Source organism: Methylohalomonas lacus, assembly GCF_024808875.1.
Classification (GTDB): Bacteria; Pseudomonadota; Gammaproteobacteria; order Methylohalomonadales; family Methylohalomonadaceae; genus Methylohalomonas; species Methylohalomonas lacus.
Genome location: NZ_JANUCT010000004.1, coordinates 161,322 through 175,174 on the forward strand (window position 1 = coordinate 161,322; position 13,853 = coordinate 175,174).

Consider the following 13,853-nt stretch of genomic DNA (forward strand, 5'->3'; position numbering starts at 1 on the left):
AAGCCTTAGCGCTTGCTGCGTAAACCCGGATAGATATAAGCGTAGGCTCGCTCCAGCCGCTTCTTGAATGTTTCCGGTGTGCACTGGCATTCCTTCGCCTTCTTTTGCCGGCCGCCCTGGTTCAAGTATTCGGCCAGTACCACTGCCCTGAGCACCTGGGGCAGATTCAGCACGCAGCGCTCGGTGTGCATCGCCTGCTCATCGCTGTTGTATATGGGCGGGGTTGAGCCCGGATCAGTGCCGCGACGATGATTGCTGATCCAGTTCACGCGTCGATTCCAGCCCAGACCATTGACCTCGAGCCGGGCCGACCACTCCGCCCAGGCCTCGAGGCAGCGCTGCGCATAAGCCCGCTGGCTTTCTGTAAGCTCAGATGACATAAATTCGGCATCTGTAGTTACAGATGCTTATGATAGTCGATCTGGAAGAATCAAATTTCTTGGCGATGGTGCCATAGCCGAGGCCATGGTTCTCATGCAGCTCGCGAATCAGCCGCACATCATTGTCGCTGAGCTTCGCCTTGGGGTGAGATTCGCCGGCGCGGTGGCCTGAGGGAGCGATGGTAAGGCGCATGGCGGTAGAGCCTCCGAAACGTTACGATAATCCCTGCACACCCGATTTTTAGGGCCTCGTGCCTTGGGGGTACAATTGGGGGTATATACCAATGCTTTATTTTCGAAATGCCCGTTATACAGGCCTCTCAGGGCGAAATATTAGAGAGGCCCCGGCACCAGTTCTGAATCCGTGACTCTAACCATTGCGTAACCCGGTTACAGTCGCAGCCAAGAGAGGATCCATCATGAAACATGGCCTCATCATATTCTGCTTCATCGTCACGATGCCGCTGTTGCTTGCCGCCTGCGCAGCGGCCGACAAGCATTTCTGGGAACTGCCCGATGAAAACCTGTCTTACATTGCTCTGATCAGGACCGCTCCGAGGTCCGGCACTGTCGTCGTTTACAATCCGAAACTATGCCAGGCGGTCGGCGAGGCCTGCGGCTTTTTCCGCAGCCATGCGTTTGCCCACTTAATGCTGAATCATCAGATACTGTCGCCGGCATCGTATACACAGTCGCACGAAGACGCGGCCGACTGTTACGCGGCCCGTAACGCGCCTGTCGCCGAGGTCAGGGCGGCTGTCGACTTCCTCGCCGATGAAGACCGTGAGCCGCAGGTACGACTGACCGGTGATCCGGCCGAGCGTGCAAAGAATATTCGCACCTGTGCCGAGGCAGCTGACAACTGGGAAACCGGCAGGTAGTCTGGCCGAATTTCCGCCAACCGGACGATATCTTAATACATGATTACCGGAATTTACGCCGCCTTGCTCGGCCTGCTGTTTGTCATTCTCAGCATACGCACCATCAAGTCACGGCGGCGCAACAACATTGCCCTGGGCTACGGCGACGCCCCCGACCTGGTGCGCGCCGCCCGGGTACACGCCAATTTCGCCGAGTACGTGCCGCTGGCCCTGCTGCTGCTGTACTTTCTCGAACTCAGTCCGGCTCCGGGCGGGCTGATGCACGGTCTGGGGATCGTTCTTCTGGCCAGCCGCATCGTGCATGCCTACGGTGTGAGTCAGATTGACGAGGATATCCGTTTCCGCGTCGCCGGCATGTCCGGCACATTTGCAGTCATTGTAGTTGCCAGCCTCGGCATACTCGTCTACCGGCTGATCTGATTGCGGCCTTTTTCCTTGGCCCGGTAGAGGGCCTTGTCGGCGGCTTCCATGACGTCCCGGGGCGTAGTCCATTTCTGGTTTCTTTCCGCGACACCGATACTGATGGTCACGCTGACTCTTTTGGTCGGCGGGTTGCGGCCGCGTTGACGCCGCCCCTTTTCCGCCTTGCGCGGGCGTTCCCGGCGACGCAGCACCAGTGTGTAATTTTCGATGTTTTCGCGCACTTTGGATAAGTGCGGGATGCATTGCTTGATGTTCCGACGCGGAAAGATGATCGTGAATTCCTCGCCCCCATAGCGATATGCGGTGCCACCACCGGTTACCGCACCCAGATGGCTGGCAACCATTTTCAGTACCTGGTCACCCACCTCGTGACCATGCGTGTCATTGAATTTCTTGAAGTGATCGACGTCGAGCATGGCGATGGCGTATTCATTGCCGAGTGTATTCAGCTTGTGCTGCATCGCACGTCGTGCCGGCAGACCGGTCAGCTCATCGCGAAACGCCATGCGGTAGGAATCCTGAAGCAGGCCGAAGGTCAGGATCACCAGCGCCGCGCTCATGTAAAAACTGTCCCAGTAGGGCAGGTCCGGGCGGAAGGCAGCGAACACGACGGCAAGAAATGCGGCCAGGAAAGCGGCGTGCGTGGCACCGGGCTGCAACAGGTTGCGAACGATCAGGATCACCAGTGCCGGGAGCAGTAACAGCAGAATGACCTGCGGAATATACAGGCGCTCGAGCCAGACAATATCGACCAATTGAAGCTCGAGCACGGCCGCCAGCAGACTGGAATCCAATGCGACCAGTCCGGCAATGACAGCGACCTGGAGCGCGATAAAGCCCAACCGCGTCAGACCGAATTTCGACAGCATGCCGCGCTCGCGGACGAAAGCGAACAGGGTCAGGTTCAGGCACAGGGCGAGCTGAGCTAGGCTGAATAGCAATACCCCGCGATTGTCGGATACCGCCTCGGCCAATGACATGCCCCAGTAAGCCAGGCCTGCGGCCAGTGCCACGACCAGCGTGCGACCGCGATGAAAACCGAAGGCAAGCAGCACACAGATGCCGCTGAGCAGAAGGGGCAGGTTATCAACGAACAGCTGCAGGCCGGCGGGTATGCGCGCGACATGATTCACCAGCCAGGCCGGCAGCGCCAGCAGCAGTGCATAGGGCAAGGCAGCCGCCAGCTGGCCGGGTAGTGCTCTGAGCAACTGAATGATTGCCGTATCCCCCTCCAAGTAATGGCCGCGATTATAGATGACTTGTACTTTAACGGCCGCTTCCAGCGTATTGATTTGTGACCGGTTTTACCAGAATTAAATGGGTGTGAGACGAACCCGGTATAGCTTGTTGCGGCGCAGCACTCTGTTATGATGCACGATAGTCATTGTCCTATATCGCCACGAGCAAAAAGGAGTTCAAGCTTGAGCGTACTGAATCTGGACCATCTGCTGAAACCGCGATCGGTGGCTTTGATAGGCGCCTCGGATAAACCGGAATCGCTCGGTAGCCTGGTGCTGAAGAATCTCCTGGACGGCGGTTTTGCGGGCCCGGTCTGGCCGGTTAACCCGAAATACGAACAGGTGCTTGGGCAATCATGCTACGCCGACGTCGAGGCGCTACCGGAAACGCCGGACCTGGCGGTCATCGCAACGCCGGCGAAAACGGTGCCCGGCATTATTGCGCAGCTGGGTGCGCGCGGCTGTCGTGCCGCCGTCGTGCTCAGCGCCGGTTTCCGCGAGGAGGCCAATGGCCAGACACTTGAGCAGGACATGCTCGATGCCGCCCGCAAGCACGGCCTGCGCATTCTCGGTCCCAACTGCGTCGGTCTGCTGTTGCCGAACTTGGGGCTTAACGCGAGTTTCGCCCACACCAACTCGCTGCCGGGCAAGCTGGCACTGATATCCCAGTCGGGCGCGCTGTGCACGACCATACTCGACTGGGCCAAGTCACGCGGCATCGGCTTTTCGCATTTCATCTCCCTGGGCAACAGCGCTGATGTCGACTTCGGCGATCTGCTCGATTACCTCGGCAACGATCGCAGCACCAGCGGCATACTGCTTTATATCGAATCGATCAAGGAAGCGCGCAAGTTCCTGTCCGCTGCACGGGCCACGGCGCGTAACAAGCCGGTCATCGTCATCAAGTCGGGTCGGGTGAAGGAGGGTGCCGACGCGGCGACCTCGCATACCGGCGCGCTGGCCGGCAGCGATGATGTCTTCGATACGGCAATTCGCCGTGCCGGCATGCTGCGCGTGTATTCCATCGAGGATCTGTTCAGCGCGGTGGAGACGCTGGCGCGGGCACGCAAGGTGCACGGCAATCGCCTGGCGATCCTGACCAACGGCGGTGGTCCGGGTGTACTGGCAACGGATGCCCTGATCAGTGGCGGCGGGCACCTGGCCCAACTGAGTGAAAAAACCATCGCTGAACTCAACGCAACGCTGCCGGCAACCTGGTCGCATGGCAATCCAGTGGACATCATTGGCGACGGCGGCGCCGAACGTTATGTCAATGCCCTGAATATACTGTTGAAGGATGACAGCTACGACGCCGTACTGGTCATGCTGGTGCCGGTTGCAGTGATCGACAACGCTGCGGTGGCGCGTGCCATTACCGAGGCCATCGGCAACACCGATAAACCGGTATTCACCTGCTGGATGGGAGCGGCTGCCGTAGCCGAGGCACGCCAGCATTTCGAGACGGCGGGTGTGCCGAGTTACGAAACACCAGATGCGGCCATCCATGCGTTCCTGCAGATGGTCGACTATGCCAGCAACCAGCAGGCATTGATGCAGACACCGAAGTCGTTACCGGAGACATTCAATCCCGACCGCCAGGCGGTAGAGCAAATCCTCGACCAGGTCATGGCCGATGGCCGCGAATTGCTGACCGAACCCGAGGCCAAGTCCGTATTGAAGGCGTACGGCATCCCGGTCATCGACACGCGCGTCGCTGCCGACGCCGACGAGGCGGTGCGCATTGCCGACGAAATCGGCTACCCGGTGGCACTGAAGATCCTGTCGCCGGACATCACGCACAAGTCCGATGTTGGCGGCGTGTTGTTGAATATCGAGTCCGGCCATCTGCTGCGTTATGCCGCCGAGGGCATGCGCAGCCGCCTACAACGACTGCAGCCCGACGCCCGATTGCAGGGTTTCACCGTCCAGAGCATGGCCGATCGTCCCGGCGCGCACGAACTGATCGTCGGCGCCACTACCGACAACATCTTTGGCCCGGTACTGCTGTTCGGCAAGGGCGGCACCGCGGTGGAAGTCGTCGACGACAAGGCCGTGGCGTTGCCGCCGCTGAACATGATGCTGGCGGACGAGCTTATGGCACGCACGAACATCTATCGCGAACTGCAGGGCTATCGGAACACGCCGGCAGCCGATCTGGACGCCATCCGCCTGACCCTGCTGAAAGTCTCGCAGATCATTATCGATCACCCGGCCGTGCAGGAACTGGATATCAACCCGCTGTTTGCCGACAGTCAGGGTGTGCTCGGCCTCGATGCGCGTATTCGCGTCAAGGCCGGTGGTGACAAGGGGAGTGAACGGCTGGCCATTCGCCCGTATCCGCAGGAGCTGGAAGAGCCGGTTAAACTCAAGGACGGTCGGCGATTGCTGTTAAGGCCGATACGGCCGGAGGATGAAGCGGCGCACCGCGAGCTGTTCGAGCATCTCTCGCCCGAGGATCGCTACTTCCGTTTCTTCCGCGCTATGGGAAACATCGAACACGATCAACTGGCGCGTTTCACCCAGATCGACTATGACCGGGAGATGGCATTTATTGCCAGCGAAGAGGGTAGCAACGGCGAGACACACAGCCATGGCGTCGTGCGTACGGTGACGGATGCCGATAATCAGACTGCCGAGTTCGCCATTGTCGTCGCCAGCGATCTGCAGAAGCAGGGACTCGGCTACCGCTTGCTTGAGAAGATGATCCGTTATTGCCGCGAACGCGGTACACGCTACATGGTCGGCCAGACGCTGGCCGATAATTCCAGAATGTGCCGGCTGGCTGAAACATTCGGGTTTGAAATGAAGTACAATAATGACGGAACCTTTGATTTACGGTTGACGCTTCAAGATAGCTAACATTGTTCACTGCAGAGAGCATGCAGATGGGTTGGGTCAAGTATCCTAAGCGTATGATGATGGCTTTCAATCAGTCCCTCTCTTTGCATACGACTGAACAGGCGACTGACTGTTTCAATGGTCAAACCCAGATAGCTGCCGATTTCAGCGCGTGACATGGATAATTTGAACTCATTGGCTGAATAGCCGAGTTGCTTGTAGCGACAGGAAAGGCTGTTCAAAAATATGGCCAGTCGCTGTTCTGCAGTTTTACTCTTCAGCAGTAACAGAGATTCGTTTTCTTTACTGATCTCCTGGCTCATCAGGCAATGGAACCGTTCATCGAGTCTCTCTGTCCGGCTACAAACCCACTTCAGCTCTTCATAGTTAAGCTCGCAGATGGTTGTCGTTTCTAGGGTTGCTGCTGAATACTGATGCCTGCCTTTGGCTATGCCATCAAAACCTAGCATTTCTCCCGGAAGGTAAAAACCAAGAATTTTCTGCTGTCCGTCTGAGCACTCGTAGTACTGTTTGACCATGCCTGAACGAATAGCATAAATCGCCCGAAAAGGACTATTGCTTTTAAAGATTATACCGCCGCGCTGGATAGGACTTGAAACTAGCGCAATGTCCGCGAGCTCAAGCAATTCACCGCATGGCAGGCTGCGCGGCAAACACAGTTCGGGCAAATGACATTGTGTGCATGAAGCTCTTGCGACCGGAGAATCGCTGGCCATCCGCTGGTAACTCATTTTCGTTCCTAAAGGACTCCACCAGGGAAGTGTTTCAAGACCTAGCCAAATAGACCATGCTTTAAAGTATCATATGCACAACACAGGAAGAATAGATTTTATTTCTAATGAAATCAAATAGATGAACAAAACTGTTTCATGAATGAAACAACTTTGTCATTAGCTGGATAGGATAAAGACTCGAACAGGGTCGGCCGACGTCTCCGAGGAAGCGCCGGCCTAGGCATGTGAAATGACTGTTGCAATTCAGATCTTGTCGATCGTTATTTTCAATAGTCCATTGCTGTGACAGGCCTTGATGTATGCGGCATTAGCGTCGTGGGGCAGCAATATTCCGAGACTCATGTTGCTGCACCAGCGAAACCAGCCTGCTGAGTTCGTGTTCCGGTTTTTTCTGCACTTGATTTGCAATAGCTGATTATTAACTGTGACCTCCAGGTCACTCAAAATGCAATTATTAACATAAATATAAACGATATATTCCTGGTCTGCATCATAGAGAACCATCGGCGTCATGAGAAAACTGTTATATTCAGTGAGTTCTTCTTTCACCACCACTTCTTCATCCAGATGCTGTATTCTTATATTGGTAGGCAGTGTGTGGTGAACGCTGATTTCCTCACCGGTAAAAGCTGTCGTCATCTGTACCATTGTCAGCATCCTTAATTCGAACGTTTTGCCAATGATTTCGTTTCCACCTTGTCTTTTGCCGGCAGAAAATCATTGATATGCCACAGGGAAAACATCATCTCCTGGGTTTTGGCCGAAGCATCCATGAGTTTTCGGGAGCTATCAATAAAGCGTTTCATATACTCTTCAGCCAGGTCGGACTCTCCGTTGATGAAGTCCTCCGGTGATTTTGCATCCATCAGCCGATGCCGTTGATCGTTGCTGCAATCCAGGCATGTGTGCATGAAGTCAATCTGTGCATCCATGAATATTTTTAGTGCGTTGGTACTGAATTTCCGGTAATCGTCCAGCATCTGATCCAGTCCGTTGTTTGAATTGGAAAGATTCCTGCTATCAGGTGTTTTCTCGGTCTCTGTAGTCATGTTCTTTCTCCGGGGGTATATGTTTTGGAATTTCCCTCCCTTGCCCTTGCTATCGAAGAATAGGAGATCAGCAACCATAAAACATTGATCCGGATCAATAGAATGGCCTATGCGTCTTTCCTGTCCCCCTATACTTGATAGGGCAGGGCAGCGTGGGCAAGGGGGGGGCGGAGCCGTGGCCTGCGGTAGCGCTTATTAATCACGCTCTCGCCTATATTGATTTCCTGTATGGTTCTTGTCGCCTCGAGTCAAAAAAGCGCATTCTCGGAACTATCGCAGAATTAAACACAACGAATACGAGAGAGCGTATTAAAAGAATCCTCAATACCGATGGTGCTTTACTGTGAAACTCAATAACTAGGATGCGCTGCTGATCGTCGACGTGAAGAACGACTTTCTGCCCGGCGGCAGTCTCGCCGTTATCGACGGCGATGCTGTTGTCCCGCTACTTAATGGGGACATCCGCCTGTTCACGGCGCGTCAACTGCCGATTTATGCCACCCGTGACTGGCATCCGCAAAAGCACTGTTCGTTCGTGGAACAGGGCGGTCCGTGGCCACCGCACTGCATCGCCGACAGTGCCGGGGCGGCATTCAGCGCCGACCTGCAACTGCCCGCGAAGACACGGATCATATCCAAGGCGACCCGTGAGGATCGCGATGCCAACTCGGGCTTCGCGGGCGCGGACCTGGCCGAGCAGTGCCGGCTGATCGGCGTGACGCGGCTGTTCATCGGCGGTCTGGCGACCGACTATTGCGTGCTGAATACGGTGTGCGATGCGCTGGATGAAGGTTTTGAAGTATGTCTGCTCGACGACGCCATCCGCGCCGTCAACGTCAATCCCGGTGACGGCGAACGGGCGATCGCGACAATGCACGAACGTGGCGCCCGGCCCGTGACCCTGGACCAGATTACGCGCTGAAATGCCGGCTCAGTCAGCCTCGCGATCAACGCTTTCGGCCAGTGCCCGCAACTCTTCGCTGATGCGGACTTCGTAGCCGGACGCATCGGTATCCGCCTGCAGGTGGCGCAGCGAAGCCGGTAGCCGCGCCAGGCCGTCGCCTACCCGTTGTTGAATCGCTTCTGTGGTTTCGCTGTCATGCAGGCGCTGTCCCTGTCGCATGACCGGCTGCAGCAGCGCCTTTCCCGCCTGTGACTCGCTCTCCAGCGCCAGAACGTCATCGTCGAACAATCCCGAGTCAGTCAGATTGCGGTAAACCTGCTTGCGGCCCGGCCAGGTTGCCTTGCCGGTGGAACGCTTGCGGCAGGGCCGGCCGGCGTATTCCTGTAGTTTATAGGCGCAGTCCAGGTAGGGGTGGTCGGCCGAGCAATCCAGCTGCGTGCCGACACCGTAACCGTCGATGGGTGCGCCGGCGGCAACATAACCGGCGATTTCGTGTTCATCGAGACCGCCGCTGACGAGCACCCGAATGGCCTGACAGCCGCCGGCATCGAGTTTCGCCCGCACCTGCCTCGACAGGTTGTCGAGGTCGCCGCTGTCGATGCGCACCGCGCGTATGGCGATACCTTCCTGCTGCAGCTCGTGCGCCAGCCGAACCACCTTGTCGGTTGCCGCCAGCGTGTCGTAGGTGTCGATCAGCAGCACTGCGTTGTCGGGATGAACACGGGCGAAGTGCGCGAAGGCGGCATATTCATCGCCCCAGGCCTGGATATAGGAGTGTGCCATGGTGCCGTACAGTGCGGCGTCGAAAGCGGCCCCGGCCGCCACCGTTGCCGTGCCGTCGAAGCCACCGATAACCGCCGCACGCGCCGCCAGCAGGCCGGCATCGGGGGTGTGGGCACGGCGCAGGCCGAAATCCACCAGTAGTCCGTCCGGCGCCGCCAACCGGAAACGCGCGGCCTTGCTCGCGATCAGGGTCTGGAAGTGCAGCAGGTTGATCGCGATGGGTTCGATCAGCTGCGCCTCGGGTAGTGGCGCCGTCACCCGCAGTATCGGCTCGTTGGCAAAGAACACACTGCCTTCCGGCATCGCCGCCACGTCGCCGCTGAAACGCCAGTCCGCCAGGCGCTCGAGACACGCATCACTGAACCGGCCGCTGTCGCGCAGCCACTGCAGCTCGGTCTCCGTAAACTGCAGTTCCTGCAGATAGGCGAGCAGCTGTTCGAGACCGGCGGCCAGCAGGAAGCGTCGTCCCGCTGGCAGCTTGCGAACAAAGAACTCGAACACCGCGGTCTCTTCCATACCGCTGCTGTAGTAAGCCTGCAGCATGGTCAATTGATACAGATCCGTGAGTAACGGATTTACCTGTTCAAGACCGGCGGCTCGGTGTTCTTTCATGGATGGCTCCAGCGTTGCCTGCACCGCGATACCGTCGACTGACGCCAGGGCAGGGGAGATTGCATGATAAATCCTATCTATCGGTGCGTTTTCAGGCCCAAAGAATACTTTGTTATATGAAGCAGTAATCGTTCAACTACATAGAGCCCTTCGCACCCAGTCATCCAGGCAACACACGATTGTATGGTAAATTGGTTGCGAGAAATAATACAATAAAAACAATAAGATTTAATTAAAAGTTATAAAATTACTTAATGTATTATCTCAACACTATAGGGGTTAACAACTGACTAAGAACAAAACAAAAACGCCCTTGGGGTACGGTCATGGCCGCGCCTCTCTAGTTCAGGAGCTCATCGATCTTCGCGGCGAGGATGAAGTCGTTCTCGTGCAGGCCATGGATCTTCCGGGTCTGGGTTTCGATGCGACAGAAGCCCCAGCCAAAGGTGATGACGGGATGGTGACCCTGCTCTTCAGCCAGTTCGCCCACTTGGCCGGCAAATGTCATTGCCTGGCGAAAGTTGTCGAAACGGAATTCACGGCTCAGCAAAGTGGCGTCATCGTTCAGCTGCCACTCAGGCACCTCGGCCAGCAGTTTGCCGGCTTCATCGGTATCGAGACTGGGTACGCCGCCGCGACAGGCGGAGCAGGTTTTTTCGCTGAGTGCGGTACTCATGGCTTGGGCTCCGTCGTTATGGGTTTGCAGGGATTCGGACGCCGGCCAGGCGCTCCCGTTCCACGCCGGTCACTCGCCAAACAGATCCCGAAACAGGCCCTTGACCGTATCCCCGGCCTTGTCCAGCGTACCGCGCCCGCCGTCTGACTGTGCGCTTGCCGATGCCTGGCTCAGCGCGACACCACAGGGATCGTCGCTGGAGAAGATACGGCTGAACAGTCCCTGGGCCAGCAGTGACAGCCCGCCGGTGGCGAATGCCGCGCCGACCGTGCCGGCGGTTCCGAGGACGCCACTGACATCGGTGACCGGTCGTGGCGCCATGAGGGTACCGCCGATCATCACGAAATCGCTGAACTGCGCCATATTCACGCCGACGCCTTCGCGGGCCTTCGGTCTGGCGCGGATTTCGATCGCCTCGCTGCCGAGATCGATCAGGCCGCTGCCCAGCACATTGGCCCGGGCGGTCTGCAGGGCAATGCCGTTATCAGCTGTCGCAATGCCGTCCACGATTACAAAGTTCAGTACCCCGCAGACCAGTTCCGAATCCCTGTCAGCCTCGGTCTGCGGGTTCAGCATCTGGAACGCCGAAAAGAGCAGATCGGCGCCGGCTAGGTTGGCGAAATTGTTCAGCAACTGGCCACGGCCCATGTTCACCACTAGCCCGCCGTTCCAGCTGGCCGCTAGGGCCGCAACGCTGTTGCCGTGGCCGCGGCCGTTAAAATCGATATCGGTTCGGCCGTCGCGGATCAGTGACTTTTCCTGCAAGGCCGGCAGCTGTTCCGGCAACAGCTGGCGAATGCGCAGGTCTACCTGTAGATGCGGCGTGGCACGGCTGCCATCCAGCATAAGGCTGCCAGAAAACTTGCCGGCAGCCAGCTGACCGGCCGGTGTCAGGGTAAGCCGACCATCCTGCAGCACCGCCTTGAGACTCGCGTCGCGCATGTTCACATTACGCGAGCGCAAGGCATCCACGTTCAACAGGATGTCGGCATCGAGGGCGCGCAGCACGGTCAGGTCGAATGTTTCGCGCGAAAACAGCCGCTCCGCCTGTTCAGGCTGGGGCTGCAGCGGCACCAAGTCCAGCAGTTCCGCATGTAGCACTGCCTTGAGATGGCGGCGCTGTTTGCTAACGCGCCACGACGCCTCGCCGGTCAGGTGTGAATCGGCCAGCCGGGCGGCAAAATCCTCGATATGCAGTTCATTTGCGGCGCCGCGAATGGCGGCACTGAGTTCAAAGGGTCCGACGGCCGGCCAGTCGAGGCCGGCGATGCTGTTGAAGTCGGCCAGCGAGGCCGCCGACAGGTGCAGGTCTGCATCGATGCCCGCCAGTCTGTCCGGCTGCGCGATTTCACCCGTGAGTTCGCCGCTGGCCGCCCCAACCTGAATATTGAGTGCCAGCGGGTAGGGGCCGTCGGCGGTGAGCAATCGAGCCAGTGAACCCACCGTGCCGTGCAGCTGGATAGGCATGTCGCCATGACTGGCCTCCAGCTCGATGGCCAGCCGTGACGGCTGGTTGGCCGCGCGTACGTCGAGCAACTCGATGTTGAACGCCAGGGGCGGCGATTCCGGTGCACCGTGATAGCTGATCCGGGCCTGTTCAATGACCAGTTCATCAATATTCAGCGCCGGCGAGGCGCGCTTATCTGCCGGCGCCTTCGCGGTTTCCGCCGCCTGTTGCGGCAACTGCCAGTTGCCGACACCGTCGGCGCTGATTTCCAGGTTGACCACGGGCTGGTGCAGCAAAATGCGCCGTATCGACAGATCGCCAGTCAGCAGAGGGAGCAGGGCAATGCGAGTCTCGATTCGGCGCGCGGCCAGCATCACAGGCTGCTGCGCCCAGTCCGGGTTACCCAGCGACACGTCCTCCAGCACCAGAGTCGGGAACAGCGAGGCCGCTACCCGTATGTCGCCTTGTACCGAAAAATCACGGCCGGTGTGGGTCTCGACCAGCGCGACAAGTTCCTGCCTGTAGTCCTCGGGGTCCAGCGTCAGCGCCAGAAACAGGCTTGCCAGAAGCCCGGCACACGGGAACAAAACCAGCAAAAAAAGGGAAATTTTCAGTAATTTATTCATTACCTTACGCCTGAACCGGCGGCATGCACCCGGGTCAGAAATTATGTTAATATGGGACCTTATGCGTTAGAGATCCCGTAGCGATCAAGCAGCGCATATCCAACGTAACTGTTGCTGATGTCAAAAGAATGCCACATGGCTCAGCGGTTTGTCCGCGCAGGCGTCAATCATCAGCACCATACAAATTATGTGTAACGCCGAGACTTAAATAGTTCTGCAGATTACCATCCTGTAAGGAGCGGTGAGCTACAAACTTGAACAGTTCTCAAAAATCCCAGGCCTGACATACAGGGGCAGTTCGAATGACCGCCTGCCATTTTCCAAATGGCACCCCGTCGCCTGGAATATGCGTTTCCTTAATTTTTGCATAGTGAGAATTCCATCAAATAGATGGGAAACTTCCTGGCACTTTGCCTTTCTTATAGGCATAGGCCATTGCGGGAGCTCGGAATACCGCAATGGCTGGTAGTAACTAAATAAAACTTAAGTCCAAAACAGAGGTGTAGACAATGTTACGTAATAAGCTTTATGCAGGTGTTCTGTCTCTGCTGATGCTCGGTGTGAGTGCTTCCGCGCTGGCCGAAGAGCATACTGTTAATGCCAAGGCGACCGCCTTCGACCCGGTGGCCCTGAAGATTGAGCCGGGCGACAAGGTTCGCTGGAGCAACATGAGCGGCCATAATGTCAACTTTGAGGAAGGCAACATTCCGGAAGGCGCCGAAGCTTTCGCTTCCTCGCTGGGTGACAACGTGTCCAAGACCTTTGATAAGGAAGGCGTGTATCTGTACAAGTGCGACCCGCACTTCGCCATGGGCATGGTCGGTGCGATCATCGTCGGTGAACCGAAGAACATGGACGCCGTCGAGAAAAATGCCAAGGGCATGTACAAGCGCGCCCTGATCAAGGCCAAGAAGGTCAAGTAAACATCAGTTAACGTTTCCCGTTAACGATGCAAAAGCCCGGCCTTGGTGCCGGGCTTTTTTATTTCAAACCAAGCAATGATACCCCCGCAGGCCGGCCGCGGGCGTTGCCTTCTGCGTCCACGAAACCGGACAGCACGACCCGCATTGAACCGGCCGGGTGACCGTCGGTGAACGGTACAAAGAGGTTGTCGAAACCAGCTCGACAGTGACCACCTGAGAGTCGGAGATTGGGTCGTTCAGATTCTGCAGAAGGTCCACGACAGCGCGCGCGAGTATCGGCCGTATCGGTGTGGGTAAGTCGACGCTCGGCGCGCACTT

At 57.4% G+C, this 13,853-nt stretch carries 14 protein-coding genes; 5 read left to right on the forward strand and 9 right to left on the reverse strand.

Annotated elements, in window-relative coordinates:
- Positions 1-5 precede the first annotated feature (5 nt).
- Entirely contained in the window at positions 6-380 is a 375-nt protein-coding gene (locus J2T55_RS03995) for a hypothetical protein (RefSeq protein ID WP_259054388.1), read from the reverse strand.
- Positions 370-573: a hypothetical protein gene (locus tag J2T55_RS04000; RefSeq protein WP_259054389.1), complete on the reverse strand. Its 204-nt coding sequence runs from the start codon at positions 571-573 to the stop codon at positions 370-372. Before J2T55_RS04000 ends, J2T55_RS03995 begins: the two co-directional genes overlap by 11 nt.
- Positions 574-799: 226 nt before the next feature.
- Between J2T55_RS04000 and J2T55_RS04005 the strand changes: the two genes are divergently transcribed.
- Together J2T55_RS04005 and J2T55_RS04010 are read left to right on the forward strand one after the other, a co-directional pair.
- Positions 800-1,261, forward strand: a complete 462-nt coding sequence (locus tag J2T55_RS04005) for a hypothetical protein (protein ID WP_259054391.1) — start codon at positions 800-802, stop codon at positions 1,259-1,261.
- 39 nt (positions 1,262-1,300) lie between these two features.
- Positions 1,301-1,681, forward strand: a complete 381-nt coding sequence (locus J2T55_RS04010; RefSeq protein WP_259054392.1) for an MAPEG family protein — start codon at positions 1,301-1,303, stop codon at positions 1,679-1,681.
- On the opposite strand, the gene J2T55_RS04015 is transcribed toward J2T55_RS04010, so the two are convergent.
- Positions 1,666-2,892: a GGDEF domain-containing protein gene (locus J2T55_RS04015; RefSeq protein ID WP_259054394.1), complete on the reverse strand. Its 1,227-nt coding sequence runs from the start codon at positions 2,890-2,892 to the stop codon at positions 1,666-1,668. The two genes, J2T55_RS04010 and J2T55_RS04015, sit on opposite strands and share 16 nt — an antisense overlap.
- Before the next feature lie 213 nt (positions 2,893-3,105).
- Between J2T55_RS04015 and J2T55_RS04020 the strand changes: the two genes are divergently transcribed.
- Positions 3,106-5,781 carry a bifunctional acetate--CoA ligase family protein/GNAT family N-acetyltransferase gene (locus J2T55_RS04020; protein ID WP_259054395.1) on the forward strand — a complete coding sequence of 892 codons (2,676 nt, stop codon included), beginning with the start codon at positions 3,106-3,108 and terminating at the stop codon, positions 5,779-5,781.
- On the opposite strand, the gene J2T55_RS04025 is transcribed toward J2T55_RS04020, so the two are convergent.
- The 3 genes from J2T55_RS04025 to J2T55_RS04035 all read right to left on the reverse strand — a co-directional run bounded on the left by J2T55_RS04025 (position 5,778) and on the right by J2T55_RS04035 (position 7,564).
- Positions 5,778-6,512 (reverse strand): helix-turn-helix domain-containing protein, encoded by a 735-nt coding sequence (locus J2T55_RS04025; protein WP_259054396.1) that lies wholly within the window; start codon positions 6,510-6,512, stop codon positions 5,778-5,780. The two genes, J2T55_RS04020 and J2T55_RS04025, sit on opposite strands and share 4 nt — an antisense overlap.
- Positions 6,513-6,758: 246 nt before the next feature.
- Positions 6,759-7,163 carry an Hsp20/alpha crystallin family protein gene (locus J2T55_RS04030; RefSeq protein ID WP_259054398.1) on the reverse strand — a complete coding sequence of 135 codons (405 nt, stop codon included), beginning with the start codon at positions 7,161-7,163 and terminating at the stop codon, positions 6,759-6,761.
- Between the two features lie 11 nt (positions 7,164-7,174).
- Positions 7,175-7,564 (reverse strand): phasin family protein, encoded by a 390-nt coding sequence (locus J2T55_RS04035; RefSeq protein WP_259054399.1) that lies wholly within the window; start codon positions 7,562-7,564, stop codon positions 7,175-7,177.
- A gap of 382 nt (positions 7,565-7,946) precedes the next feature.
- On the opposite strand from J2T55_RS04035, the gene J2T55_RS04040 reads away from it, so the two are divergent.
- Complete coding sequence (locus tag J2T55_RS04040; protein ID WP_310521972.1) at positions 7,947-8,486, forward strand: isochorismatase family protein; 540 nt, start codon at positions 7,947-7,949, stop codon at positions 8,484-8,486.
- Positions 8,487-8,495: 9 nt separating this feature from the next.
- On the opposite strand, the gene J2T55_RS04045 is transcribed toward J2T55_RS04040, so the two are convergent.
- The 3 genes from J2T55_RS04045 to J2T55_RS04055 all read right to left on the reverse strand — a co-directional run bounded on the left by J2T55_RS04045 (position 8,496) and on the right by J2T55_RS04055 (position 12,612).
- Positions 8,496-9,863: a nicotinate phosphoribosyltransferase gene (locus J2T55_RS04045; protein WP_259054400.1), complete on the reverse strand. Its 1,368-nt coding sequence runs from the start codon at positions 9,861-9,863 to the stop codon at positions 8,496-8,498.
- Between the two features lie 340 nt (positions 9,864-10,203).
- Positions 10,204-10,539 carry a 4a-hydroxytetrahydrobiopterin dehydratase gene (locus J2T55_RS04050; protein WP_259054401.1) on the reverse strand — a complete coding sequence of 112 codons (336 nt, stop codon included), beginning with the start codon at positions 10,537-10,539 and terminating at the stop codon, positions 10,204-10,206.
- Positions 10,540-10,608: 69 nt separating this feature from the next.
- Positions 10,609-12,612 (reverse strand): AsmA family protein, encoded by a 2,004-nt coding sequence (locus tag J2T55_RS04055; protein WP_259054402.1) that lies wholly within the window; start codon positions 12,610-12,612, stop codon positions 10,609-10,611.
- Positions 12,613-13,121: 509 nt separating this feature from the next.
- On the opposite strand from J2T55_RS04055, the gene J2T55_RS04060 reads away from it, so the two are divergent.
- The gene (locus J2T55_RS04060; protein ID WP_259054403.1) at positions 13,122-13,535 is read left to right on the forward strand and encodes a plastocyanin/azurin family copper-binding protein; all 414 of its coding nucleotides are present in this window, start codon (positions 13,122-13,124) and stop codon (positions 13,533-13,535) included.
- Positions 13,536-13,853: the final 318 nt, after the last annotated feature.

What these genes read in the sequence shown, in the direction of transcription:
- J2T55_RS03995 (WP_259054388.1), bottom strand. Translation starts at nt 380, where the DNA reads ATGTCATCTGAGCTTACAGAAAGCCAGCGGGCTTATGCGCAGCGCTGC.
- J2T55_RS04000 (WP_259054389.1), bottom strand. Translation starts at nt 573, where the DNA reads ATGCGCCTTACCATCGCTCCCTCAGGCCACCGCGCCGGCGAATCTCAC.
- J2T55_RS04005 (WP_259054391.1), top strand. Translation starts at nt 800, where the DNA reads ATGAAACATGGCCTCATCATATTCTGCTTCATCGTCACGATGCCGCTG.
- J2T55_RS04010 (WP_259054392.1), top strand. Translation starts at nt 1,301, where the DNA reads ATGATTACCGGAATTTACGCCGCCTTGCTCGGCCTGCTGTTTGTCATT.
- J2T55_RS04025 (WP_259054396.1), bottom strand. Translation starts at nt 6,512, where the DNA reads ATGAGTTACCAGCGGATGGCCAGCGATTCTCCGGTCGCAAGAGCTTCA.
- J2T55_RS04030 (WP_259054398.1), bottom strand. Translation starts at nt 7,163, where the DNA reads ATGGTACAGATGACGACAGCTTTTACCGGTGAGGAAATCAGCGTTCAC.
- J2T55_RS04035 (WP_259054399.1), bottom strand. Translation starts at nt 7,564, where the DNA reads ATGACTACAGAGACCGAGAAAACACCTGATAGCAGGAATCTTTCCAAT.
- J2T55_RS04045 (WP_259054400.1), bottom strand. Translation starts at nt 9,863, where the DNA reads ATGAAAGAACACCGAGCCGCCGGTCTTGAACAGGTAAATCCGTTACTC.
- J2T55_RS04050 (WP_259054401.1), bottom strand. Translation starts at nt 10,539, where the DNA reads ATGAGTACCGCACTCAGCGAAAAAACCTGCTCCGCCTGTCGCGGCGGC.
- J2T55_RS04055 (WP_259054402.1), bottom strand. Translation starts at nt 12,612, where the DNA reads ATGAATAAATTACTGAAAATTTCCCTTTTTTTGCTGGTTTTGTTCCCG.
- J2T55_RS04060 (WP_259054403.1), top strand. Translation starts at nt 13,122, where the DNA reads ATGTTACGTAATAAGCTTTATGCAGGTGTTCTGTCTCTGCTGATGCTC.